Origin of the sequence: Streptomyces sp. S.PB5 (genome assembly GCF_030403745.1) — a bacterium.
Classification (GTDB): domain Bacteria; phylum Actinomycetota; class Actinomycetes; order Streptomycetales; family Streptomycetaceae; genus Streptomyces.
The window spans coordinates 475,854-500,234 of sequence record NZ_JAQMWP010000003.1 but is presented as its reverse complement, the minus strand read 5'-3'; the positions used below and the strand labels follow the sequence as shown (position 1 = coordinate 500,234).

Here is a 24,381-nt window from a genome sequence, read left to right as displayed (position 1 = left end):
TCATCCCCGGGAAGTAGTACGGGCGCGTCCGCCGAGGCCGGCCAGGACGAGGAGCAGCGCCCACGTCACCAGCAGGCTGAGCACGGACACGGCGACGGAGAGCTGGGCCTGCGAGCCGCTGACGTTCACGATCCACACGGCGAAGGGCTGGAAGCCGAGCAGCTGGGCGACCGTGAACTCACCGAGCACCAGCGCCAGCGTGAGGAAGGAGGAGTTGAGGAGAGCGCCGCGCAGATTGGGCAGCACTGCCTGGACCAGAGCCTGCGGCCAGCTCGCCCCGCAGCTCCGGGCGGCCTCGACGAGGGTGCGGACGTCGACGGCCCGGAGCCCGGCGTCCAGGGCGCGGTAGACGAAGGGCAGCGCCATCACGACGTAGGCCAGGACCAGTACGACGGGGAAATCGGGGTTCTGGATGGCCACGAAGGTCTGGAAGAGCGGGGTGCGCGAGAGATGCTCGGGGCCCCACTTCAGGACCGTGATGATCCCGGCGACGAACGCGATCGGCGGCACGACCAGCGGCAGTGAGCACACCACCTCGACGACCGGCCGCAGCCGGGGTGCCCCGAGCCGCAGGGCGACCGTGGCGGGCACCATCAGCAGCAGGACCACGACGATGGTGGCGAGGGCCAGTTCCAGCGAGAGCAGCAGGCTGGAGACGAAGCCGTCGGTGGAGAAGATCTGGGTGTAGGCGTCGAAGACGATCCCCTGCCCCGGCACGTCGACCGAGAAGACGATCGACGCGGCGAGCGGCACCAGGAAGTACAGCCCGGCGAGGCCGTACACGCCCCACCGCCACAGGTTCAGGCGAGCCATCGGGCGCTCCTTCGCTGAAGGGGCAGATACACGGCCATGACGAGGCCCGCGATGAGGACCATGTCGAGGCTGAGGGCGAGCGCCACGTTCTCCTGGCCCACCAGCACGTTGCCGGAGAGCGCGTCGGCGATCTGGAGGGTGATCAGCGGGATCGAGCTGCCCACGATCGCGGCGGCGGTGGCGTACGCGGCGAAGGCGGTGCCGAAGAGCAGCACGAGCCCGCCGAGCAGCGAGGGTGCGAGGACGGGAAGGGCCACGTGCCGCCAGTACTGCACGGAGGTGGCCCCGTTGTTCTGCGCCGCCTCGCGCCACTGGACGCGCAGCCCCTCCAGGGCCGGGGTGATGGTGAGGACCATCAGCGGGATGAGGAAGTACAGGTAGACGATCACCAGTCCCCAGAAGCTGTACAGGTCCCAGCCCTTGTCCGTCAGGCCCAGGTGGCGGGTCAGCACACCGGCGTTGCCGAGCGTGGCGACGAAGGCGAAGGCCAGGGGGACACCGCCGAAGTTGGCGAGGACGCCGGAGGCGGTGAGCACGGCCTCGCGGAAGGCACGGTGCCGGGAGGTCACCACGGCCTGGGCGAGCGGCAGTCCGAGGGCGGCCGCGAGGACGGCGGACACGGCGGACAGCTTGACGCTGCCGAGGAGGGCGGTGAGGTAGGCGCCCTGCACCGAGGCCGTCAGGTTGGCCGTGCTGAACGCGCCCGTGGCCTTCGCCGTGAACGCCCCGTCCAGGATGGCCCAGGCCGGCAGCCCGAAGGCGGCAGCGGTGAAGACGAGCAGCGGCAGCACGGGAAGCCAGCCGAGGGACCGGCGCCGCCGCTTCACCGCAGCGGTCGGCGCCGAGTCCACCCGTACGGCGGTGGCCGTCATCCGGAGACGGCCTTCGCCCAGCCCTCGCCGAGGACCGTCTTGGCCTTGTTCTGCTGGGCCTCGGTCGGGAAGGCCGGGGTGCCGGAGACCTCGGGCAGCTTGGCGGCGGCGGTCTTGTCGAGGGTGCCGGCCTTCTCCATGGCGGTCATCAGGGCCGGGCGGGCGTATCCCGCGAGCCACAGGTTCTGGCCCTCGGCGCTGTAGAGGTACTCCTGCCACAGGCGGGCGGCCGCCGGGTGCGGGGCGTCCTTGTTGATGGCCTGGGAGTAGTACTGGGAGAACTTGCCGTCGCCCGGCACCGACACCTTCCAGTCGACGCCCTTGGACTTGAACTCGTCGGCGTACCCGGCGTTGAGGTAGTCCCAGTCGATGGTGATGGGCGTCTCGCCCTTCTCGACGGTGGCCGGGGTCGCCTCGACGGGCGTGTAGTTGCCGTTCTTCTTCAGCTTCTTGAAGAAGTCGAGGCCGGGCTGGATGTCGTCGAAGGAGCCGCCGCTCGCGAGCGCGGCCGCCCAGACGCCGCCGAAGGCCGAACCGGACTTGGTGGGGTTGCCGTTGAGGGCGACCTGGCCCTTGTACTGCGGCTTGAGGAGGTCGGCGAAGGTGGTGGGGCAGGCCTTGACCCGCTTCGCGTCGCAGCCGATGGAGATGTAGCCGCCGTAGTCGTTGTACCAGCGGGCCTGTGCGTCCTTCTGCCCGTCGGGGATGTCCGCGAAGGACGCCACCTTGTAGGGCGCGAGCAGCCCCTGCTGGGCCGCGCTGATCGCGAACGAGCTGCCGAGGTCGAGCACGTCGGGGGCGCGGTCCTGCCCCTTCCGGGACGTCACGGCGTTGATCTCGTCCTGGCTGGAGCCGTCGGGGTTCTCGACGGCGACCTTGATGCCGTACTTCTTCTGGAAGCCGTCGATGAGGGCTCCGTAGTTGGCCCAGTCGCGGGGCAGCGCGATGGCGTTGAGCGTGCCCTCCGCCTTGGCGGCCTTCACCAGGGCGTCGAGTCCGCCGAGGTCGGCGGCGGAGGTGGCGGTGGCGGCGTTCTTGCCGTCGGCGGTGGTCGAGGAGGTCTCGGGGGCGGCGCCGCAGGCGCTCAGGGCAAGGGCGGCGATGACGCCGAGGGCGGCTGTTCTCGGCAGGGACACGGTCACGGCTTCTCCAGGGGACGCGCGAGGTGCAGGAGCCAAAGCAGAGAGAACTTGTCTGAACAAGTTGGCCTCAGTAAGTCCGCCGCTGGTGTCACGCTCGTAAACACTGGCGAAACGCTGACCCTTGAATTCCCGCACAATCCGGCTCGCCCTCGATACCTCTGAGATGTCGACTAGGCTGGTCACGCTGTGCACAGCAGTCGACTCAGAGGGGAACCATGCCGGCGCGACACGAGGAGATCGCCGACGAACTGCGCCGGGCGATCGACCGCGAGGAGTACACCGTCGGCAGCCGGCTGCCCGCCGAGACCGACCTCGCGGCGCACTACGGCGTCTCGCGCGGCACGGTCCGCCAGGCCGTCGCCGCGCTGACCGCCGAGGGCCTCATCGGTTCCCGCCAGGGCGCCCGCCGCGTGGTCCTGGCCAGCCGCCGCAGCCAGAGCTTCGCGGAGCTCCGCAGCTTCGCCCAGTGGGCGCGCGCGATGGGCCGGGAGGCGACCGGACAGGTGGTCGCCCAGGAGTACCGTCCGGCGACACAGGAGGACTCGGTACGTCTCCAACTGCGCGTCGGCACACCCGTGTTGCACGTCCTGCGGGTGCGCGGCCTGGACGGCGAGCCGGTGTTGCTGGAGCGGACGGTGTACGCCGGCTGGATCTCCCCCGCGGTGGAGTCCATCGAGCCCGACTGCCCGTCCGTCACCCAACGCCTGTACGACGACACGGGGTTGGTCTTCGCCTACGGCGAGCACGTCATCGACGCGGTCGCGGCGGGCGCACAGGACGCGGAGCTCCTGGAGATCCGCCGCACCAGCCCGCTGCTGCGGGTCCGCCGGGTGACGACGACCCGCGAGGGGCGCCCGGTGGAGTGGTCGGACGACCGCTACCGCTCGGACGCGGTGAGCTTCAGCGTGCACAACTCGATGGACAACAACGCGCTGGCCCGGAAGACGGCGGAGTGAACGCGGGCGGGCCGCGGTGAGGCCGGGTGCTCAGCCGGAGGCGGCGGCACCCACACAGAACTCGTTGCCCTCCGGGTCCGCCATCGTCACGTGGTGGCCGTCGAACTCCGCGACGATCCTGCCGCCCGCCCCGGCCAGCCGCTCGGCCTCCGCTCTGATCCGCGTCCACCGCTCCTGCGGGCTGCCGTGCCCCGGCACCCGGATGTCCATGTGCAGCCGGTTCTTGACTCTCTTGGGCTCCGGGACCTTGAGGACGGTCAGCCGCGGGCCGACGCCGTCGGGGTCGCACAGCCATGCCGCGTCGCCCTCGGATTCGTCCTCCGGCAGGTCGAACTGGGCGAGCCACTCCGCACGCGTGGCGAAGGGCGCAGGCGGCGGCTCGTCGATGTAGCCGAGGGCCGTCTTCCAGAACGCTGCGACCAGCTGCGCGTCCGCGCAGTCGAGGGTCAGATCGATACGGGCTGCCATGGGTCGAACCGTACTGCCGGCCACTGACAACCGGTCCGTGTCAGGCAGGCGGCCGCTCGGCTGAACGTCCCCTCAGGCGGGCGCCCCCGACGAGAACCTCCGCAGCAACGGCGACAGCACCAGCACCGACTTGGTCCGCTCCACGAACGGCTCCCCCGCGATCCGCTCCAGGACCCGTTCGAAGTGCCGCATGTCGGAGGCGAAGACCTGCACGACCGCGTCCGCGTCCCCGGTGACGGTGGACGCGGCCACGACCTCCTGGTACCGCTCCAGACCCCGCCGGATGGTGTCCGGCGAGGTGTTGTGCCGGCAGTAGATCTCGACGAACCCCTCGGTCTCCCAGCCGAGCGCCGACGGGTCGACCCGGACGGTGAAGCCGGTGATGGCCCCCGTGGCGCGCAGCCGGTCCACGCGCCGCTTCACGGCGGGCGCGGAGAGGCCGACGATCTGCCCGATGTCCGCGTAGGAGCGGCGGGCGTCCTCGGCGAGGGCGTGGACGATGCGTTCGTCGAGATCGTTGAGCACGGTGAGTGGATCAGCTCTCAGGTGTTGCGAGACGGGAGCGGCGACAGCCGTATACGAAGTAGAACACGAGCCCGGCGGCCATCCAGGCCCCAAGGACCACCCAGGTGACGGCGGACAGGCCGACCGTCATCCAGACGCAGAACCCGAGCCCCGGCGCGGGCAGGACCGGCGAGCGCGGCACCCGGAAGGTGCGGGGCATGTCCGGCCGGGTCCGGCGCAGCACCACGACGGCGATGTCGACCAGTCCGAAGGCGAACAGCGTGCCGATGCTGGTGGCGTCGGCGAGCTGCCCCAGCGGGACGGCGGCGAGGACACCGCAGAACAGCGACACGATCACCGGGTTGGCACGCGACGCACCGGTCTCCGCATCCACCCGCCCGAACACCTTGGGCACGAGCCCGTCCCGGGACATCGCGAAGAGGATGCACGTCTGCCCGTAGAACACGGTCGGCACCACGCCCGCGATGGCGACGACCGCGCAGGCGGCCGGCAACCTCCCCCAGAAGCCCTGACCGGTGACCTCCCGCATGATCTGCGCGAGCGCGGCCTCGGAGTCCCCGAACCGCTGCCACGGCTTCGCCCCGACGGCGACCGCGGCCACGAGCACGTACAGCGCGGTCACGATGACCAGCGACAGCATGATCGCGGTCGGCAGGTCCCGCTGCGCGTTCTTCGCCTCCTCGGACCCACGCGCGCCACCGAGCAGAAAGACCATGGCGAGGAGTACGACGATCAGCGCCGGCAGATCGAAGAGGCCACCGTCCCCGGGCGGCGCCGAGAGCGCGTCCGGGATGGTGACCCCGACGGTCCCGTCGAGCAGCTCGTTGAGGTACTCGCCCCAGCCGACGGCCACGGCGGCGACCGAGACCCCGTATTCGAGGACCAGACAGCATCCGCACACCCAGGCGAGGGTGACGGCGGGGCCGGCCTTGGGCACGGCCTCACCGAGCACCACGAGTATCCCGGTGCCGAGGGTGGCACCGATGCTGATCATGGTCAGCTGCCAGAGCCCGAGGGAGCCCCGGAGGCTGCCGCCCTCGCCCTGTCCCCCTTCGGCGACCAGTCGCGTATGCCGCACAAGGAGGGCCCGTTCATTGCGCCGGCGACCTGCACGCCGCGAGGGGCGCGGGGCGGTATCAACCTGCGGCTACCGCCGCGTGGGCGCGACCAGCCACAACCGCCCCGCAGTTTCCCCACGACCTCAGTCTCGGCTCCCCCGGCGGAGCGCCTAGCTCCAGCTGGCGTGCAGCGGCTTGCCCTCGGCGTAGCCGGCCGCGCTCTGGATGCCCACGACCGCCTTCTCGGCGAACTCCTCCAGGGAGCCCGCACCCGCGTACGTGCACGACGACCGCACGCCCGCGATGATCGAGTCGATCAGGTCCTCGACGCCCGGCCGGGCCGGGTCGAGGAACATCCGGGAGGTGGAGATGCCCTCCTCGAACAGCGCCTTGCGGGCCCGGTCGTACGAGGACTCCTCGGACGTGCGGTTGCGCACGGCACGCGCCGACGCCATGCCGAACGACTCCTTGTAGAGCCGCCCGTTGGCGTCCTGCTGCAGGTCGCCCGGGGACTCGTAGGTGCCCGCGAACCACGACCCGATCATCACGTTGGACGCCCCGGCGGCCAGCGCCATCGCGACATCGCGCGGGTGCCGGACACCGCCGTCGGCCCAGACGTGCTTGCCGTACTTCTTCGCCTCGGCGGCGCACTCCAGGACGGCCGAGAACTGCGGCCGGCCCACGCCGGTCATCATGCGGGTGGTGCACATCGCGCCCGGGCCCACACCGACCTTGATGATGTCGGCACCGGCCTCGATCAGATCCCGCACACCCTCGGCGGCCACGATGTTGCCCGCGACGATCGGCACCTGCGGGTCGAGCGCCCGCACGACCTTGATCGCGCTGATCATCGACTCCTGGTGGCCGTGGGCGGTGTCGATGACGAGGGTGTCGACGCCCGCGTCGAGCAGCTGCTTGGCCTTGCCGGCGACGTCCCCGTTGATCCCGACGGCGGCGGCGATCCGCAGCTTGCCCTGCGCGTCCACGGCCGGCGTGTAGAGGGTCGCCCGCAGCGCGCCCTTGCGGGTGAGGATGCCGGCGAGCCTGCCGTCGGCGTCGACGGCCGGTGCGTACCGCCGGTTGGCGGCGTCGAGCCGGTTGAACGCCTCGCGCGGGTCGATGCCGGCGTCCAGGAGCAGCAGGTCGCGCGACATGACGACCTCCAGCTGCGTGAAGCGGTCCACGCCGGTCAGGTCCTGGTCGGTGACGACACCGACAGGCCGCTGGTTCTCGTCGACGACGACACCGGCGTTGTGCGCCCGCTTCGGCAGCAGGGCGAGGGCGTCGGCGACGGTCTGGTGCGGGGCCAGCACGATCGGGGTGTCCAGGACGAGGTGGCGGCTCTTCACCCAGGAGACGACCTCGGTGACGACCTCGATCGGGATGTCCTGCGGAATGACCACCAGGCCACCGCGCCGGGCCAGCGTCTCGGCCATCCGGCGTCCCGCGATGGCGGTCATGTTGGCGACGACCAGCGGGATCGTGGTGCCGGTGCCGTCCGGCGAGCTGAGGTCCACACCCTGACGCGAGCCGACCGCACTGCGGCTCGGGACCATGAAGACGTCGTCGTACGTCAGGTCGTAGGGAACCGGAGGTGATTCTACGTGCTGACCCGTACCAGGCTCAAGGAAACGCATAAGTCTCACATTTTCACGCGAAACGGCGCAGGTCACTCCCACAAGGACACAGCAAAACGCCCCCGCGTTCGTATGTTCCTCCAGTGAGGTACGGGGGCTCCGGTGTCAGGCAGTGGAACCTGCCTTACCCCGAGAGCTTACCCGAAGGCGCCCGACGAGGGCCGACGCTCGCCGTACCGCACCTTGGGGTCCACGACCCCCGCTGGTGGAGAGTGCGACCAAGGGCCTCCCGATCCACCGTCGACGGTCATGCAATTCCCCCAGACCTGCTCCGTCGTCCCCGCTCGTTCGCGCGGTTCGGGTGCGTGGTGCGGAGTCGGGCCGCCAGGCCGTGAGGTGTCCGGTCCGAGGCGGGCTGCCCGGAAGAGCGCCGTCCGCCTGGCCGTCGCAGAGCAACTCAGCGTTCCCGATGGGGACGGCAATGAACTTCTGTCTGGGGAATTGCGCAACGTTCCACATCCCCACCTGGCGAACCTTCGGGGTGGGAGGTGGTGGCGCCGGTCAGCAAACGAGCGATCAGGCTCTTGCTCGACCAGTAGGCGTCCGAGAGCGAAGTTCGCGCAGCCGCGGCCGCCGCAACCCCTCCTACGCGAACGGGGCACACTCGTTGCCGCCATGAAGCTACGCCCTCTGGTATCACCAACGAGCTCGTTAGCCAATCGGGGCTCAGAACGGCCGCGGGCATGTTCAGGCCCACTGCGCCGTCGACTTGGCGGTCAACGGACGTCATGTCCGACTCTCCCGCGGCCACGGCCACTCGGCCAGGAATGGTCGCACCTCGACCTCGCGAATGCCGGCCCATGCCCCCCTCGGCGGCGCACTTGAGCGCCATGTCGAGGTCTGGGGTCTCGGTGATCCAGAAGCCAGCGAGAGGTGGTGCGGGGTCAGTCGGGGGTCGGGGGGTCCCCGGGCATCCGCCGGACCTCGTCGAGCACTGCCTCCAGGGACGAGACCACCCCGTCCGCTACTGCCCCGCGCAGCAGTTCGGTCTGCCGTTGGTTGCCGGCGTACGCAAGGCTGCGAACCCCGACCGCCCGGGCGGCCGCGAGGGCGACCGGGTTCGAGCTGAGCAGTAGCGCGTTCTCCGCTGAAACGTCCATGTCCTGCAAAGCACGCTCAATGGTGCTCCGGAATGCGTCGAGATACGGGGGGATCGACCGGCGGCCGTAGACGTGGCCAACCACCGACGCCAGGTCTCGCGAGTGGAGATAGCGCAGCACCGTCTGCTCCGAGCAGTTACCCAAGACGGCCAGCCGCGTTCCCAGCGCAGACCAGGTGCGCACCAGTAAATCGGCCCACGGCGTCGGAAACGCGAAGGCTGCCGCAGCCAGCTCCTCCCGCGTCAGGAGCTGTTCCAGTTCGTCCAACTCGGGTCTGTTGGAGTGGCTGAGGGCAAGAGTCCGGAGCACCTCATAGGGGTCGCTGATGTCGGTCAGCCGCGGCTCGAACAAACCTGCTTGTGCGGCACGCCTGTGGAGGCGGTCGGCGAGCGCTTCGGCAGGTTGGCCGGCGAAGAGCCTGCAGATGACGGGATCGAAATCAACGAGGACGGCTCGGGCACGGGTGACCACCCTGCGAAGGGAGAAGGTTTCGATCACGAGCGCGTTTAATGCGGCACGTTGGGCCGGGTCGTCAAAACGTGCGCCGCCGAAGGTAACCAGTCTCGCGAACGTGACCCCTTGGAGGCTCGCCCTGGCACGGAAGCGAGCGTCCTCGAAACTCAGATCGGAAGCGAAGGTCGAGCCGTTCAAGGAGACATCGTCGTCGAAGCGGGCTTCCTCGAAGTGCGCGGGTCCGAGGAAGGTCGTGCCGTCGAACGAACCCCTTGCCTCGAAGTGCGCGGTCTGCCACGACGCCTCTTCGAACGTGCTTCCGTTGAAGGACGTGTCCCCACGGAAGTTCGTTTCCTCGAAGTGCGCGGGTCCGAGGAAGGTCGTGCCGTCGAACGAACCCCTTGCCTCGAAGTGCGCGGTCTGCCACGACGCCTCTTTGAACGTGCTTCCGTTGAAGGACGTGTCTCCACGGAAGGCCGCCCCCTTGAAGGAAACGGATGCGTGGAAGGTCACGCCGGTCAGCGCGACGGAATCTTCGAAGCGGGACCGGGCGAAGTCCGCGCTTGCGTGGTAGGTAGCTTGATCCATCGACACGTCGCCGAGGACCGAGATCTCGTTGAAGGAGACCAGTCCGTGGAACACGGCCTGACCGAAATCACAGGCCCTGGTGAAAAACACCCTGGAGAATCGTGCGGCACCGTGAAACACCGCGCTGCGGAAATACGCATCATCGACGAACACGACCTCGCGGAAGTCGCAGTCCCCGGTGAACACGGCATCGCCGAAGTCCGCCTGCCCCAGACGCACATGCCCCTCCGAGTCCCGTACTGCGTCGAGGAGTTCGCCCAGCAAGGAATGGTCGAAGGTCGTGCCGCTGAAGTCGACCGGCGCGCCGGGAGCAAGGGTCCTAAGATAGGCCGATCGGGCCGCCGGAGGCAGGTGCTCCAGGCAGGTCTGGTGTCCCGGCACAACACGACCGCTGCAGCCCTCGGTGCTCCGGACGGAGACGTCGGCCGGACAGCGCAGCAACAGGGGCGCGAGGTCGGTTGGTTCAATGCGAACTTTCACCGACCGCGCCAGGTCCCAGCTCAGACGTTGAGGGTCGGCACTCCAGAACCAGCCTTCAGGCCCCCTGGATTTGGCAGTGTCGAGCGGACGGAACATCCGCTCGACATGCGGACCGAGCGTCTCGGTGATCTGGTGCAGCACACGGCGGGACACAGCCAGGGACAGCATTTCCTCGCCCTCTGCCGCTGCCATCTCGCCGAGTCGGTGCTGGAACTCCGGTGCGCGGACCATACGGGTCGCCGCGTCCTGCTCCCCGTCGCCCGGATAGTCGCTCGTGGTCGCGACCGCGGCGCCCAGGACGGCAGAGCTACCGAGCCCCCCGAAGTCGGTCACAGCGCCGGGAAGTTCGGAGAGTAGGCGGCCCAGGTCCCAGAGAGCGAAGCGGCCGTAAAACTCGAGGAGTAGGTCGGATTGGACCGGCCCGCGCTGTGCGAGGATTCGACCACGCTCGATTTCGTGGTGACGCATGATGTCGTCCAATACGTTCGCGACCCGGTTCACAGCTTGGCTGGACCGCTCCTGATGCTTCAGCTTCAGGTCGATGGCCATCCGTAGGGGTGCGTGCAGATGGGGCAGTGCCGTCAGGACGACCTCTTCCTCCTGATTCTGCGACGGCACGGTCATGTACCGGCTCAGCGTGATCCGGAAACTCTCGTCCTGGAGAAGTTCGTGTGCGGGTCGTGCCAGGAGTCGGCCGCGCTGACGGTGCTCCTCGACGATCAGTCCTTCGAAGCCGCCTGCCCGGGACAGTGGTGCCCCCAGCAGTTGTGGCCGTCCCTGCGGCGGGAAGGGGGCGTCGATCTCCACCTCAAAATTCTTCTGGCCTGGATGGGCATGTCCGCCGAGTCTTACCGGGTCGCCCATCCTGGAGAGGGCATCAATGTCCACAGCCAGCGTCCCGCCCGAGCCAGCAGCCCCCCAACGCAGCCGCCGCAGCCCCCGCGCCTCCCATGTCTGCGCGTCGACCAGGTCGTCAGTCGCCAGGAGCAGGCCGGCGCCAAATTTCCTGCCATCCTCCTTCCAGATACGCGCCGCGCCGACTCCCCTGCCATCGACGCGCACCAGGTGATTTGTCCGGTCGGCGATATGTGCCCCCAGGCAGGTCAGCACCAGCCGTGGAGTCAGCATCAGGCCGATAGCATCGAAGCCCGCAGCGGCCGTCACTACCGTGACCAGACGGCCTTCGAGCCCGGCACCACGAACAGCACCCCCGCTCGCCCTCCACCGCGCGGCGAACGCCTCCTTCGCTCCCACCCGACGCCGTCCGCCCGCCCCCCGAGCCACCCTGACCGCCGTGAACTCCCTGGTCGCTCCCTGCTGCCGCTCGAGGTAGTCCCACACCTTCTGTCGAACCAGTTCCCGTACGGCGGCCACCTCGCTGCGGCGTTGGGAGCCCAGGAGCGCCTCCCGTACACCAGGGAGGAAGTCGAAGGACAGGTCGGTGGCCGGGGCGGGTGCCGAAGCCGTGCCCCAGGGCTCGAAGAGCCCGCCGAGGGCGACTTCGGCGAGGTGGCCCTGTTCGGAGTCGGGGAGCAGGGACCGTCGCACCAGTGTCATGACCGGGAGGGTCAGCGGGACGGCCGCCAGATAGGCAGCGAGTTGTTGGGCGAGGGGTGAGGCGCCTGCGCGGAAGCGTTCGACTGCCTCCAGCCCGTCGGGCCCGGTGTCGGTCACCGGAGGCCGGGGCGAGGGATCGCAGAACGATCTGATGTCCAGCTGGAGGCAGGACATGAGCTGGCGGCTGGAGTCCCCGGCAACCACTCGAGCGAGACGCGTCAGGCTCTCGGGGGATGCCGAGACCATCGGTACGACCCCCGCCGGATTGCTGCGGCGACGGCGCAGGCGTGCGCGAGGGCCGGTGGCGGTGTGGTGCCAGGAACGGGTGGCCGACGCGGGCCGCTCCGCGCCAAACCGGAGCGGTACCGGGCGTACTGAGGTCCGGGGCCACAGGCGTTCAGGCAGGACGTTGAGGACGGCGACCGCATTGTGTCCGCTCCAATGGGCGAGTACCTCGTGCAGCGCTCCGCCGCGCCAGCCGTCAGCCACGGTGTCCGTCAGGACCAGGATCAGCCGATGCCCGGCGGGGTCGGCAAGCTCCGACGGGCCGCGGGGCGGGGCGCCCCGCCGGTGGGCAACCATCGGAGCGGCGTTGTTCTCCGTGCCGGACAGGTACCAGGTCCGTACGTCCCGGAAAACGCCACTGCGGGTCAGCGTCCGGCGCAGTTCCTCGGCAAGGTCCTGCCACAGCAGCATCGAGTGGTGGGTGTCGACGACCAAGGCCAGGTCCAGCCAGGCGCGCTCGGCCGACAGATGGACCGGGGTCGGCAACCGGCACTCAACGGTGCGTTCCACGGTCGCCTGTTCATCGAGTTGATCGCCGGTGCCGCCGATGGCGCGGCGTCCCACGGGCCTCAGGGCACGCATCAGGGCGAGGGGCTCTGGCAGCGTGTCCGCCCGTGGCACGCGCAAGGGTACGCCCCAGCGGCCGTCGCCCTCTGCGTCCTTCCCGGCCGGGGCCCGGCCGGGCGGGAACAGCTGCGCGTCGGGTTCCCGCCCGGACTCTGCCGATCGCTGGTTCAAGTCGGGCGGCTGCGTGGCGATGGGAACGGCCGGCTCGACGCCGGGCGGTTCCGTCGTGCGGCGGGGGCGGGAGGCGGCGTCCACGCGCGCCGCCAGCCACAGGATGTCCGCGACCTCCTCCACGCCGACTTCCGTCCGGTCCTCGGCGAACGCGGCCAGCAGCTCCTCGATCACGGCGCGCCCCGGATCCGGCCGGCCCGGCACAGTTTCCCGGTCATGCAGAGGGTCCTGTCAGGTGCTGCATCACGGTTTCGAGGAATCGCTTACGATCCTCCTCGGCCCCCCAGGTCCTGCTCAGCCGGAGCTGAATGGCGTTGAGGAGCTGGTCCGTCGCCAGGTCCCCGTCCGCGCTGCGCTCCAGGAAGTCCGTGAGGAGCCGGTCGTATTCGGATCCCTCCGGCACGTCCACGCCGAGCCGCTGACGGATGATCCGAGCCAGCTTGTCACGGCCGGGTGCTTCGAGATTGAGCCGGACGCAACGGCGCAGGAAGGCCGGGGGGAACTCGCGTTCGCCGTTGCTGGTGAGGACGACGATGGGGAAGTAGCGGCACTGCACGCGCCCGTCCCGGATGCGTACGAGGTCGTCCGGTGCGTCGGCGGTCGCGATGTCCACCTCGGGTGTGTCCGAGGACAGTCGGGCCAGTTCGGGGATCTCGAAGCCACCGTCCTCGAAGAGGGTGAGCAGGTCGCCGGGCAGGTCGATGTCGCTCTTGTCGATCTCGTCGATCAGCAGCACCCTCGGCTGGTCTTGGGGCAGCAGGGCTGTGCCGAGGGGGCCAAGACGCAGGAAACGGCCGATGGAGGACGCCGGGTCCGGGCTGCCGTCCGTGGAGGTGGTCTCGGTCGTGGTCACCGTCGCGGTGGTCGTCGTGGCGGTGGTGCGGGACGCCGCCCCCCGCACCAGCTGCTCCAGGTTGGCTTCCTGGAGGCGGCCGATGGCGTCGTACAGGTACAGGCCATCACGCCGGACGGTGCGGCTGGTGATGGGCCAGTGCAGTACAGGACCAAGGCCCAGATCGGCGGCGATGCTGTGGGCGAGCGTCGACTTGCCGACACCGGGCTTGCCGGTGACCAGAAGCGGGCGGCGCAGATACAGAGCGGTGTTCACGACGTCCGTCTCGGCCTCGTCCGGAACGTAACCCGCACCCCGTTCCAGCGTCCGGTCCCACGCCTGGCCCTCGCAGCCGGGCGGCCGATAGGCGGGGTCGGGTGTGCCGGGGTAGTCGCGCCACGGCGGCGGTGGTGTCTCCTGCAGGCGCGCGAGCCGCTCGGCCGGTTCGCCGGCCCCCCGGTAGAGCCACCAGTCTTTCGCCGTCGCCTCCATCGGGGCGCCCCCTGGTTCCTTCTTCGGTTCCTTCATCGCTGGGCCGCCGCCCGGGCCGGGTCCTTGGCCGGTGAGCCGCGCAGGGACTGTGTCTCCACCATGCAGTCGGGATCGTCCCACAGCAGGGTCAGACCGCTGTCGGCCGTGAGACGCTCGAGGCGCAGTTCGTGAACCCGTTGCGGTAGTGCCAGTACGTTCGCCGTCGGTCTGCCCTCGTCGTTCGGTTCCAGCAGACGGGTCAACTCTTCGCGCAGATCGGCGTCATCCGCCGCCGGTGTGCCGCCGCGCCACCACACGGCCGCCGGTACGCCGCTTTCCAGCACCGCGTCGAGCAGGTCCTCCGTCTGCGCGCCGGACAAGTCCGCCACCAGGCAGGCCGGTGTCCTGCCGCTGCGCAGGCGCACGCCTAGGTCGCCCCTCAGCTGTGCTTCCTTGACCAGGCGCACCGCCTCCGGGTACTTGCCGCCCTGGGTCCTCAGCCAACCCCACTTGCGTTCCCATGCCGCCTGGGCGTTCTCCCGCTCCTCCGGGCAGCGGACGACCACGTGGTGCAACACACCCAGCGGCCTCATCCGGCCGCCCCGTCCGGCGGGTACCTCCCACCGGTCGAAGGCGATGTCGAGCAGCTCGAAGGGCACATGGAACTCGACCCGTTCCACCTCGGAGCTCCGATCCCCCTCACCGATCGCTCCCAACTCTGCTTGCAGGAGCTTGAGCTGATGGCCGAGCGCCTCACGGACCTCATCGAAACGCAGCGGACACTCGCCGGACTCCCACACAAAGGTGACGGTCTCACGCCGCCGCCACATGCGAACCCGATAGGTCTCCTCGCCGACCGGATCCAGCCTCAGGTGCAGCACGGTGCTGCAAGGGGCAGGCGGGGGCGGCGGCAGAGCCGCTACATCAAGCCGGTCCCGGGTCTCCTCGACCCAGTTCAGCAGTCCCTGCGCCCACGCGCTGTCCGCCGGTCCGGCTCGGTCGGCGAGAAACCGTACGAACGGCACGGTCAACGGCATGCCCGAGTTCCGGCCCTGCCGTTCGTCAAGGTCCCGGGCGATGTCGATCAGACTGTCTCCCGGCAGTCCCTCCCGCACCGGCGTGGTGCAGCCAGCGGCCCGGAATGCCCAGGCGTAGGCATCATGGGTGTGCCGGGGCAGGGCGTGGCCCGCGAAAGCCTCACCCAGTCCATCCCAGGCCCGCTGGTCGAGCCGGGCGGCCTTCGGCGCGTGCGGCATGCCATCGTCGAGAAACGAACACGCGTCCCAGCCACGGTCCTTGATGAACTGCGGGAGCTGCCAGGCCTCACCGCGTCGGCGCAGTTCTTCGAACCGGCCGTGGACGGCACGCCCGATGTCCGCGAGGTCGCTGACACAGTCGGGCAACGAGCGACCGGCCAGTTCGTCAAGCAGGGCCTCGGTGAACTGGCCCGCCTGGCGTTCGGTGTCGTTCTTCGCCGCCTCGCCGGGGCGGGAGGCGTACAGCATGAACTGCCGTCGACCGACCTGGACGTTCCCGCTGCCGTAGTCGTTGCTGCCGAAATTCAGTCCGCTCTCGCGCGAGTCGATGCGGCAGGCGTCGACGAGGACCGCCTGGAGCGGAAAGCGTGGATATTGCACCTTGTCGGTGTCCCACCAATTGAGCGCCGAGTCGAGGTTGAGATGCCGGACCTGGCCCACGTCGGCATCGGCGCACGCCAGCATCATGTCGCGCCGAGGGCTGAGGAAGCCGTGGCCCGCCCAATAGATCCACAACATGTCGCCGTCGCACTGGGCCAGTTCGACGAGCAGCGCGTTCTTCACGTTCTCCTCGGTCGCGGGCCGCCACAGCCTGCTCAGAGCCGTCAGCTCGGGGGTGGCCGACCAGTCCAGTTCCTCGGCGGCCACCGGGGACAGCAGCAGCCGGACGTTGCCGGGCGGCACCTTGGCCGAGCCAGTGAGCCACTCGGCGAAGCGCAGGGCATCGCTCGCCGCTCCCCTCAGGTCCCAGGTCGGGTCGATCGCATACCGCTCCACTCCCACGACCAGCGCGAAGGTCCGCTCCGGGCACAGCGTCGTGGGAACCAGGTCATTCGGGGCGCTCACCTCAGCTCCGCCACGGCCCCGGCGATGCGGTCGTAGACGGCGTCGATCTTCCAGTACGCGCTGTGGCTCGGCGGGAAAGGCTGTCGACTGCTGACCTCGTGGTCGGTGACGCGGGGATCGTCCCGGAAGACGGGCTCGGCAACGAAGGAGAGGAGGTCCTGACGGTCGTAGATGTTCAGCCAGCGGGGGAATCCCTCCGGAAGCCGTACGGCGCCCGGCGACAGTCCCGCCAGGGCCCCGAGTTCATGCAGGAAGGGAGCCTGGGAGCCGACGGTGACCAGGAGCCGGGGGCCGGCCACCGGCTCCCCCCGCGCGGCACTCTGAGCCAGCAGATCGACGAGCGCGACCCCGCCGAGACTGTGCCCGATCAGCACGGACGGGCTGTCATCCTCGCTGATCCGGCCGCGCAGATGCTCTCTCAGCGCCTCACCCCTAGCCTGGTAGCGGAGAATGTCACCAAGGGCCGGCGTGGCCGACTCGGTGAGTCTGCCACGCCAGAGGTTGAGAGCCGGCTGGGTCGTCGCGCGCATCGCGAGCTTCGTCAAGACCGCCGCCGCCCTGCCGCCCGGCACCCTGGCATCACCGCCGAGCCGAGCCGTGAGCACGGCGACCATGCGGTCCCGTTCGGCGCCCGTGCAGTCGGCGTCGATGTCCGCGGCAGCGAGGGACGCACCTACCAGTGCCCTGGCCACGGCAACCGCCAACTCGCGAGCGGCGGGCTCCTGCACGGCCCGGGCGGCGGCCCGGGCGGCTTCCGTCGAAGCACCGATGTCGGCCAACGCCCCGGCGTAGTAAGGCTCCAGGCCGGTCACGCGCAGCAGATCGCCGAGCTCGTCGCCCTCGGCCAGGTCCGCCGGGAGTTTGACCAGCAGGTCCAGAACCTCGGCACCCGCCGGACGTACGCCCGGCATACTGAACCCCGCCCTGGTGTCAGCCTCCACGTAAGCCAGCACCCGCAGTTCGCAGCACGGATCAGCAAGCAGCAGCGCCCACTCCGCGGCCTCCCGATCAGGCGGCGAGACCGTGGAAAGCTCGTCGCCGGCGCCACGTGTACCACTCCGACCGGGTATGGAACGACCTCCCATACTCAGGGCCGCCCCGAACTCCTCACCCCAGAAACAGGAGGAGACGGCCGCCTCCGGGAAGCGTCCAGTGAGGCGTTCGCTGATCCTGGCGAAAAGCTTGTCATGTCGTTCCCGCCGCACACCGGTGCCGTGGACAAACAGAAATCGCATCGCGCGCCGTCCCCCTTGTACATCCCGCTCGTAGGGGACGATAGCGCCAAGGTAGTCAACAAGACCCAGGAAAGGGCAGGTTCAGGAGATCCCTAAAGGACCAGGCGCCCGAACCCGCCTGGAAGGGGCCACCGTTCCTGTCCGATGCACCCTGCCGGTCTGTGGGGGAGTGTCGAGTGGTGTGTCACGTTCACCAGTGCGAGACGTCGTCTCAACGCATCGTTCGCATGCCAACTAGCCACCGGCCAGAGTGTGTCCGAGCGGGCCGACCACGTCGGCTAGCGCACCCGGCGGCGTCAGCAGATCGGCCTCGCCAGCCCAACCAACCCGTCCACCGACAGGTCGTACGCGGGCTGGATGTCGTTGAGGAAACGCACGTGCTGCACATCCCAGTCGATCAGAGGTGGCCCCCGGACAGGTCAGCCAGGGGGAAGAGCACGTACTTCATTGTCCCATGTCAACCGGAATGCGATGCCCGGGCAAAACATCCAGGCAGGTCAGAGCCCTACTTGGAGGATCCTCCGAGAGCAAGCGCCACAGTGAGCGCCCCAGCCCCCGAGAACACCTCCCGCGCGACCGCCCATTCGTCCGGCCGCGCCTCGGCGTACCGCTCCCAGTTCCGTACGACGACGATCCGCTCCTCGGCGGCGCCCTCGGGCCACAGTCCCGGGTCGGAGAGGACGTCGGCGAGCGCGTCCCAGTTGCGGCCGAAGTAGTCCGGCAGTCGCAGGTCCCGGGCGCAGCGGTCCATCAGGCTCGCCTTGTCCGTGACTCCGTCGAGGTCCAGCGTGGCCACGACGTCCGTCATCTCAGTACCGCCCTGAACGAGTCGTAGTGATCATCGGTGTAGTAGATCTCGCCGCCCCGCCCCGTGACAATGCGCCGGGCCCCGCGATCGCGCGAGCCCGGCGTGGGGACGGTGTATTCGTGGTAGTAACCGCGCTTGTGCGCGGGCAGCAGCCCCTCGAAGTTCCCGAAGACGCTGCCGTCCTTGGCATAGGGGTAGGGGCCGCCCTCGTCGATGAGGGCGAGGGTCTCGCGGGCCTGGGCGGGCAGCCGCGCCTCCTGGACGGTGGCCATTCCGGCGGCCCAGGACGGATCGTCCCGGCCGGCCTCACCGGAGGCACACCCGGCGAGCAGTACGAGGAGACAGACCAGCACCCGGGGGACGAACCGCAGCAGCATGCCGTCCACGCTGCCACGGCCGCCCCCTCATGACCTTCCGTCAGGGTCCGTCCGGGTCGGAGCGGTTCAGCGCCGGCTTGGGCGTCGGCCCCGCCGTCATCAGCACATCCGCCGCGGAGGTGTCCGTCACCAGGCTGGTGACGAGTCCGGACCGCAGCACCGCGTCGATCGCCATCGCCTTGCGCGCCCCGCCCGCGATCGCCACGACCTCGGGGATCCGACGGAGCTGGTCCGCCTTGACGGTGATGCACCGCTCGCCCAGGTCCCGGCCCACCCGGCGACCGTCGGCGTCGAAGAGGTGCGCGGAGGTCTCCGCGGCGACGCCGAGGGTCGAGTAGTGCGCCCGCTCCTCCTCGCTGAGCATGTCGTACACCGTCGAGACACCCGGCCCCCAGGAGCCGATTGACACACAGGCGACCGTGACCTTGTCGAAGTACTCGAAGGCCCGGGCGATCCCCGTCTGGTTGCGCAGCGCGGCCGCGGTGGCCGCGTCCGGCAGCAGCATGGGCGCGTAGATCGGATGGGCGTCGCCGCCCGAGACCTGCGCGGCCCGCCGTACCGCCTCCACCGAGCCGCGCTCGGCGGTCCCGGCGTCGTACACACCCGTCAGCTGCACCACCGTGCACGGCGGCAGCCGGTCGAGAGCCGCCGCCATGTGGATGGTGGAACGGCCCCATGCGAGTCCCAGGACATCGCCCTCGTTCACGAGCTCGCCGAGCAGGTCGGCGGCCGTCTCGCCGAGGTTCTCGGGGTCGGGAGAGTCCTCCGCCTCGGCCGGGGACTCCACCACGACGGCATGCCTGAGGCCGTACCGGGCACGGAGCGCGTCCGAGCGCTCGGCGTCCAGTTCGGCCGGCACACGGATCTCGATGCGCACGAGATCCCGTTCGAGGGCGGTCTCCAGAACCCGGGCCACCTTGAAGCGGCTGACGCCGAACTCCTCGGCGATCTGGATCTTGGACTTGCCCTCGAGGTAGAAGCGGCGGGCCATCGCCGCCGCCTGCACCAGCTCAGCGGGTCCCATCCGCATGGCTGACCGGCCCGCCGACATACCCGACACGGCCATCTCCTCACTGCTGTTCACACTCTGGATTCGCCGTTCATCCTTGCAGATCCGGCGGACTTGATCAGCCCTGATGGGAGCCGTTCACGTTCCTGTGGCTCAGTGGCCGCATGCCCAGCTCGCCTTGGCGGTCGCCTCCTCGGCTCGGGTGCGCAGTGCACGTACCGCCTCGGCCGGGTCGGACGCGCTGTACACGGCCGAGCCGGCGACGAAGACATCGGCGCCCGCGTCCGCGCACTGCTCGATGGTGGCGGCCGAGACCCCGCCGTCGACCTGGAGCCACAGCTCAAGGCCGTGCTTGCTGATCAACTCGCGGGTGCGGCGAATCTTCGGGAGCATGATGTCGAGGAACGCCTGTCCCCCGAATCCCGGCTCGACCGTCATGATCAGCAGCATGTCGAGCTCGGGGAGCAGATCCTCGTAGGGCTCGATGGGCGTCGCGGGCTTCAGCGCCATGGAGGCACGGGCGCCCTTGGCCCGGATCTCCCGGGCGAGCCGGACCGGAGCGGCGGCCGCCTCGACGTGGAAGGTGACGGAACCCGCCCCCGCTTCGACGTACTGGGGCGCCCACCGATCGGGGGCCTCGATCATCAGATGGCAGTCCAGCGGAGTGTCCGTCGCACGGGCCAGGGACTCTACGACCGGCACACCGAGCGTGAGGTTCGGGACGAAATGGTTGTCCATGACGTCGACGTGGAGCCAGTCGGCTCCCTCCACCGCCTTCGCCTCGTCCGCGAGGCGGGCGAAGTCTGCGGACAGAATGCTGGGGTTGATCTGCGCGGCCATAGCCCAAGCCTGCCATGCCCTCCGGGGGTTGGCCGCATGGGTACCAGGTGGGTACGGTCATTTGTCCGGTGCGGGCCGTATATGGCTGGTCGCGCCCGCGCGGCCGAGCCGCAGATGTCACGGTCCCGCGCCCCTTACGGGGCGTGGTTGCGGGGGTTGGTATGAGTGACAAGCGTGGGATCGGGCACCTCGTGTGCGGACGGCGCGCCAAATGGGTCGTACTGGTGCTGTGGCTGGTCGCCCTGTTCCTGACGGCGCCCTTCGCCCAGAAACTCACCGACGCCCAGGACAACGACGCCGCCTCCTGGCTGCCCGGCTCGGCGGAGTCCACCCAGGTCCTGGAGATCTCCAAGGACTTCAGGCCCGAACAGATCCCCGCGGTCGTCGTCTACGCCCGTGAGGACGGCCTGACCGCCCAGGACCGGGCGCAGATCGCCGAGGACGCCCGGCAGCTCGAGGAACTGCGCGCACACGGCATCCGCGGCGCGGAGACCCAGGGCCCCGTCTACGACCGCGAGACGGACCCGCGCGCGGCCCAGATCTTCGTACCGATCACGATGGACGAGAAGGGCTGGGAGGAGATCGCTCCCGCGGTCGACTCCATCCGTGATGACGTCGGCGAGGGCGGCGACGGACTGGCCGTGCACATCACCGGCCCGGGCGGCACCTCGGCGGACTTCTCCGAGGCCTTCGAGGGCATCGACTCCACGCTGCTGCTGTCGGCCATGGGCGTGGTCATCGTGATGCTCCTGATCACCTACCGCAGCCCCAGTCTCCTGCTGGTCCCGCTGCTCTCGGTCATCGCCGCCCTGTTCACGGCGCAGGCCCTGATCTACCTCCTGGCGGAACACGCGGGCCTGACCGTCAACGGCCAGAGCGCGGGCATCCTGACCGTCCTGGTCTTCGGCGCGGGGACGGACTATGCCCTGCTCCTGGTCGCCCGCTACCGCGAGGAACTCCATCGTCACGAGGACCGCCACGAGGCGATGGCCCTGGCCCTGCACCGGGCGGGCCCGGCGGTGATCGCCTCCGGTGCGACGGTCGTCCTGAGCATGCTGGTACTGCTGGCCGCGGAGATGAACTCCACGCGTGGGCTGGGCCCGGTCGCGGCGATCGGCGTGGCGGTGGCCCTGCTGGCGATGCTGACCCTGTTCCCCGCCCTGCTGGTGATCTTCGGCCGCTGGATCTTCTGGCCGGTCGTCCCGCACCACGGCGACCCGGACCGCATCGAGACCGGCCTCTGGGCCCGCATGGGCCGCCGTATCGCCCGCCGCCCCCGCATGGTCTGGGCCGCCACCGCCCTGATCCTGGCCGTGTGTTCGCTCGGCCTGATCCAGCTCCGCGCCGAGGGCATCAGTAACGCGGACGCCTTCACCGGCAAACCGGACTCGATCGTCGGCCAGGAGGTCTCGGCCCGCTACTTCCCGGCCGGCGCCGGCGACCCCCTGGTCGTCATCAGCAACGAGGCCCAGGCCCGGCAGGTCGGCGAGGCGGTGGCCGCCACCCGGGGCGTGGTCCCCACCTCCCTCGGCCTGCCCCCGGGCACGAAACCGTCGAACGAAGGCAAGGTCCTCTTCGAAGCGACGATGACCGACCCGGCGGACAGCGAGGCGGCGAAACAGACCGTCGAACGCGTCCGTGACGCCGTCCACGCGATCCCGGACGCCGACGCCCAGGTCGGCGGCGGTACGGCCTCCCTGCTAGACATGGACAAGGCGACCACGCACGACAACATCCTGATCATCCCGCTGGTGCTCGTCGTCGTCATGCTGATCCTGTGCGCCCTGCTCCGCGCCCTGATCGCCCCGCTGCTCCTGATCGGAACGGTGATCCTGTCCTTCGCGGCGGCTCTGGGGATCAGCGCCCTGGCCTTCAGGTACCTCTTCGACTACGCGGGCGAGACAACGGACTTCCCGCTCTTCGTCTTCGTCTTCCTGGTCGCCCTGGGCATCGACTACAACATCTTCCTGACCACCCGGATCCGCGAGGAGGCGGCCCGCCAGGGAACGCGTCCGGGCGTGGTCACGGGGCTGGCGGCGACGGGCGCCGTCATCACCTCGGCGGGCCTGGTGCTGGCGGGCACCTTCGCCGCCCTCGGCACGCTCCCGATGGTCGGCTTCGCGGAGATCGGCTTCGCGGTGGCGCTGGGCGTGCTCCTGGACACGTTCATCGTGCGTTCGGTCCTGGTGACGTCGCTGTTCCTGGACGTGGGAGCGAAGGTGTGGTGGCCGAGCAAGCTGGCCGAGGAGGACGGCGACGCACCGGTGGTGACCGAAGCGGAAAGGGTCTCCCAGACCCCCTAGGGGCGCGGCGCCGTCAGGGGCGCGGCGCCGTCAGGGGCGCGGCGCCGTCAGGGGCGCGGCGCCGTCAGGGGCGCGGCGCCGTCAGGGGCGCGGCGCCGTCACCCCGTCCGACGGATCAGCGCCAGATACATCGCATCGGTCCCGTGCACATGCGGCCACAACTGCACATCAGGCCCTTCGCCGAGCCCGGGAACCCCCGGCAGCAACGGCCGCGCATCGATCAGCTCGGCGTCCGGCCACTGCTTGAGCACGTCCTCGACGACCGCCCGGGTCTCGGCCAGGTGCGGCGAACAGGTCGCGTACCCCACGACCCCACCGACCCGCACCGAATCGAGCGCGGTCTTCAGCAGGCTTCGCTGCAACGGCCCGAACCCTTCAAGGTCCTCCGGCCGCCGACGCCACCGCGCCTCGGGCCGCCGCCGCAACGCCCCAAGTCCGGTGCAGGGCACATCCATGAGCACCCGGTCGAAGCTCCCGGAACGCCACGGCGGCTTGGTCCCGTCCGCGGCGATGACCTGATACGGCCCCGGATTCCCGTCCAGCGCCTTGGCGACCAGCCCGGCCCGATGCGGCTGCTTCTCGGAGGCCAGCAGCACGGCCCCGCGCTCCGCGGCCAGCGCGGCGAGCAGCGCGGCCTTGCCCCCCGGTCCCGCACACCCGTCGAGCCACTTCTCGTCGCGCCCTTCGACAGGCGCGTTGGCGAGCGCGAGGGCCACCAACTGGCTGCCCTCGTCCTGCACCCCCGCACGCCCCTCCCGTACGGCGTCGATGGCCCCGGGCTCGCCGCCCTCCGCCAGCCGCACGGCATACGGCGACCACCGCCCGGAGACGGCGGCCTCCTCCCGCAGCAGCTCCTCGGTGGTGGCCCGGCCGGGCCGGGCGACGAGAGTCACCTCGGGCCGCTCGTTGTCGGCCTCGAGCAGCTCCTCGATCCCGGCCCGCGGCCCGCCGAGCGAGTCCCACAGCGCGGAGACGACCCAGCGGGGGTGGGAGTGCACGACGGCGAGATGGTCCTCGGGATCGTCCTCGTAGGGTGGCGCGACACGCGCGATCCACCCGTCGAGGTCGTCCTGCGCGACCTTGCGCAGCACGGCGTTCACGAACTTCGCCCGCCCGTCACCGAGCACCACGCGCGCGAGCTCGACGGAGGCGGAGACGGCGGCATGCGTCGGGATCCGCGTCCCGAGCAGCTGATGAACACCGAGGCTCAGCACATCGAGCACCGGCGGGTCGACCTCCCGCAGCGGCCGGTCGACACACGCGGCGATGACAGCGTCGTACGTCCCCTGGCGCCGCAGCGTCCCGTACACCAGCTCGGTGGCCAGCGCGGCGTCCCGCCCGTCGAACTTGTCGGGTCCCTCCTTCTCCCGCGCCTTCCGCAGCAGCGGCGGCAGCACGAGATTGGCGTACGCGTCCCGCTCGTCCACGGCCCGCAACGCCTCGAAGGCGAGGATACGGACGGGGTCCTTCTTGGGCCGACGGTAGGGCTTGCCGGACGGGCGGGGCCCACGGGACTGCTCACTCACGAAAAAGGTGCTCCGGATGTATCGACGGGACTGACACCAAGCGTACGTCCCACTCGTGCGCCGGTGACCAGGCGAGGGGCTCGGAGGGGGCGTCGGAGGGGCGGGGACGGACCGCCGGGGAGGTCGGACAGGGGCTGCCGGAAGGTCACTCACGGGGATGCCGGAGCCCCCTGGCCCGGCCCGGCCCACCACAAGGTCACGCACCG

Annotated in this window: 18 protein-coding genes; 2 read left to right on the top strand and 16 right to left on the bottom strand. The window is 70.0% G+C overall.

What is annotated here, in order from left to right:
* From PH203_RS11125 to PH203_RS11115, 3 genes are read right to left on the bottom strand one after another with little or no spacing between them, the layout of a single operon-like run.
* Window positions 1-813, bottom strand: a complete 813-nt coding sequence (locus PH203_RS11125; RefSeq protein WP_289919258.1) for an ABC transporter permease subunit — start codon at window positions 811-813, stop codon at window positions 1-3.
* Window positions 801-1,685 carry an ABC transporter permease subunit gene (locus tag PH203_RS11120; RefSeq protein ID WP_289919256.1) on the bottom strand — a complete coding sequence of 295 codons (885 nt, stop codon included), beginning with the start codon at window positions 1,683-1,685 and terminating at the stop codon, window positions 801-803. The genes PH203_RS11125 and PH203_RS11120 overlap by 13 nt, the downstream gene beginning before the upstream one ends.
* Entirely contained in the window at window positions 1,682-2,827 is a 1,146-nt protein-coding gene (locus PH203_RS11115) for an extracellular solute-binding protein (RefSeq protein ID WP_289919255.1), read from the bottom strand. Before PH203_RS11115 ends, PH203_RS11120 begins: the two co-directional genes overlap by 4 nt.
* Window positions 2,828-3,042: 215 nt before the next feature.
* Here PH203_RS11115 and PH203_RS11110 point away from each other — a divergent pair, with 215 nt between their 5' ends.
* Entirely contained in the window at window positions 3,043-3,783 is a 741-nt protein-coding gene (locus tag PH203_RS11110; RefSeq protein ID WP_289919253.1) for a GntR family transcriptional regulator, read from the top strand.
* A 30-nt stretch (window positions 3,784-3,813) separates the two neighbouring features.
* On the opposite strand, the gene PH203_RS11105 is transcribed toward PH203_RS11110, so the two are convergent.
* The 12 genes from PH203_RS11105 to rpe form a co-directional block, all read right to left on the bottom strand.
* Window positions 3,814-4,251 (bottom strand): VOC family protein, encoded by a 438-nt coding sequence (locus PH203_RS11105; RefSeq protein WP_289919252.1) that lies wholly within the window; start codon window positions 4,249-4,251, stop codon window positions 3,814-3,816.
* Window positions 4,252-4,323: 72 nt separating this feature from the next.
* Window positions 4,324-4,776: an Lrp/AsnC family transcriptional regulator gene (locus PH203_RS11100; protein WP_289919250.1), complete on the bottom strand. Its 453-nt coding sequence runs from the start codon at window positions 4,774-4,776 to the stop codon at window positions 4,324-4,326.
* 10 nt (window positions 4,777-4,786) lie between these two features.
* Window positions 4,787-5,854 carry an amino acid permease gene (locus PH203_RS11095; protein ID WP_289919249.1) on the bottom strand — a complete coding sequence of 356 codons (1,068 nt, stop codon included), beginning with the start codon at window positions 5,852-5,854 and terminating at the stop codon, window positions 4,787-4,789.
* A gap of 150 nt (window positions 5,855-6,004) precedes the next feature.
* Window positions 6,005-7,471 (bottom strand): GuaB1 family IMP dehydrogenase-related protein, encoded by a 1,467-nt coding sequence (locus PH203_RS11090; RefSeq protein WP_289919247.1) that lies wholly within the window; start codon window positions 7,469-7,471, stop codon window positions 6,005-6,007.
* Between the two features lie 884 nt (window positions 7,472-8,355).
* The gene (locus PH203_RS11085) at window positions 8,356-12,846 is read right to left on the bottom strand and encodes an SAV_2336 N-terminal domain-related protein (RefSeq protein WP_289919245.1); all 4,491 of its coding nucleotides are present in this window, start codon (window positions 12,844-12,846) and stop codon (window positions 8,356-8,358) included.
* A 40-nt stretch (window positions 12,847-12,886) separates the two neighbouring features.
* Window positions 12,887-14,032 carry a MoxR family ATPase gene (locus tag PH203_RS11080; protein ID WP_289919244.1) on the bottom strand — a complete coding sequence of 382 codons (1,146 nt, stop codon included), beginning with the start codon at window positions 14,030-14,032 and terminating at the stop codon, window positions 12,887-12,889.
* The gene (locus tag PH203_RS11075) at window positions 14,029-16,077 is read right to left on the bottom strand and encodes a caspase family protein (RefSeq protein ID WP_289919243.1); all 2,049 of its coding nucleotides are present in this window, start codon (window positions 16,075-16,077) and stop codon (window positions 14,029-14,031) included. Before PH203_RS11075 ends, PH203_RS11080 begins: the two co-directional genes overlap by 4 nt.
* Window positions 16,074-16,988: a hypothetical protein gene (locus tag PH203_RS11070; protein ID WP_289919240.1), complete on the bottom strand. Its 915-nt coding sequence runs from the start codon at window positions 16,986-16,988 to the stop codon at window positions 16,074-16,076. The genes PH203_RS11075 and PH203_RS11070 overlap by 4 nt, the downstream gene beginning before the upstream one ends.
* A gap of 829 nt (window positions 16,989-17,817) precedes the next feature.
* Complete coding sequence (locus PH203_RS11065) at window positions 17,818-18,120, bottom strand: barstar family protein (protein WP_289919238.1); 303 nt, start codon at window positions 18,118-18,120, stop codon at window positions 17,818-17,820.
* Entirely contained in the window at window positions 18,117-18,497 is a 381-nt protein-coding gene (locus tag PH203_RS11060) for a ribonuclease domain-containing protein (protein WP_289919234.1), read from the bottom strand. The genes PH203_RS11065 and PH203_RS11060 overlap by 4 nt, the downstream gene beginning before the upstream one ends.
* 40 nt (window positions 18,498-18,537) lie before the next feature.
* Window positions 18,538-19,581, bottom strand: coding sequence for a sugar-binding domain-containing protein (locus PH203_RS11055; protein WP_289919232.1), 1,044 nt, complete (start codon window positions 19,579-19,581; stop codon window positions 18,538-18,540).
* A 78-nt stretch (window positions 19,582-19,659) separates the two neighbouring features.
* Complete coding sequence (gene rpe, locus PH203_RS11050) at window positions 19,660-20,346, bottom strand: ribulose-phosphate 3-epimerase (RefSeq protein ID WP_289919231.1); 687 nt, start codon at window positions 20,344-20,346, stop codon at window positions 19,660-19,662.
* Window positions 20,347-20,507: 161 nt separating this feature from the next.
* Between rpe and PH203_RS11045 the strand changes: the two genes are divergently transcribed.
* The gene (locus PH203_RS11045) at window positions 20,508-22,649 is read left to right on the top strand and encodes an MMPL family transporter (RefSeq protein ID WP_289919229.1); all 2,142 of its coding nucleotides are present in this window, start codon (window positions 20,508-20,510) and stop codon (window positions 22,647-22,649) included.
* Between the two features lie 98 nt (window positions 22,650-22,747).
* Here the strand turns inward: PH203_RS11045 and PH203_RS11040 are convergent, their stop codons facing one another.
* Window positions 22,748-24,175 carry a transcription antitermination factor NusB gene (locus tag PH203_RS11040; RefSeq protein ID WP_289919227.1) on the bottom strand — a complete coding sequence of 476 codons (1,428 nt, stop codon included), beginning with the start codon at window positions 24,173-24,175 and terminating at the stop codon, window positions 22,748-22,750.
* Window positions 24,176-24,381: the final 206 nt, after the last annotated feature.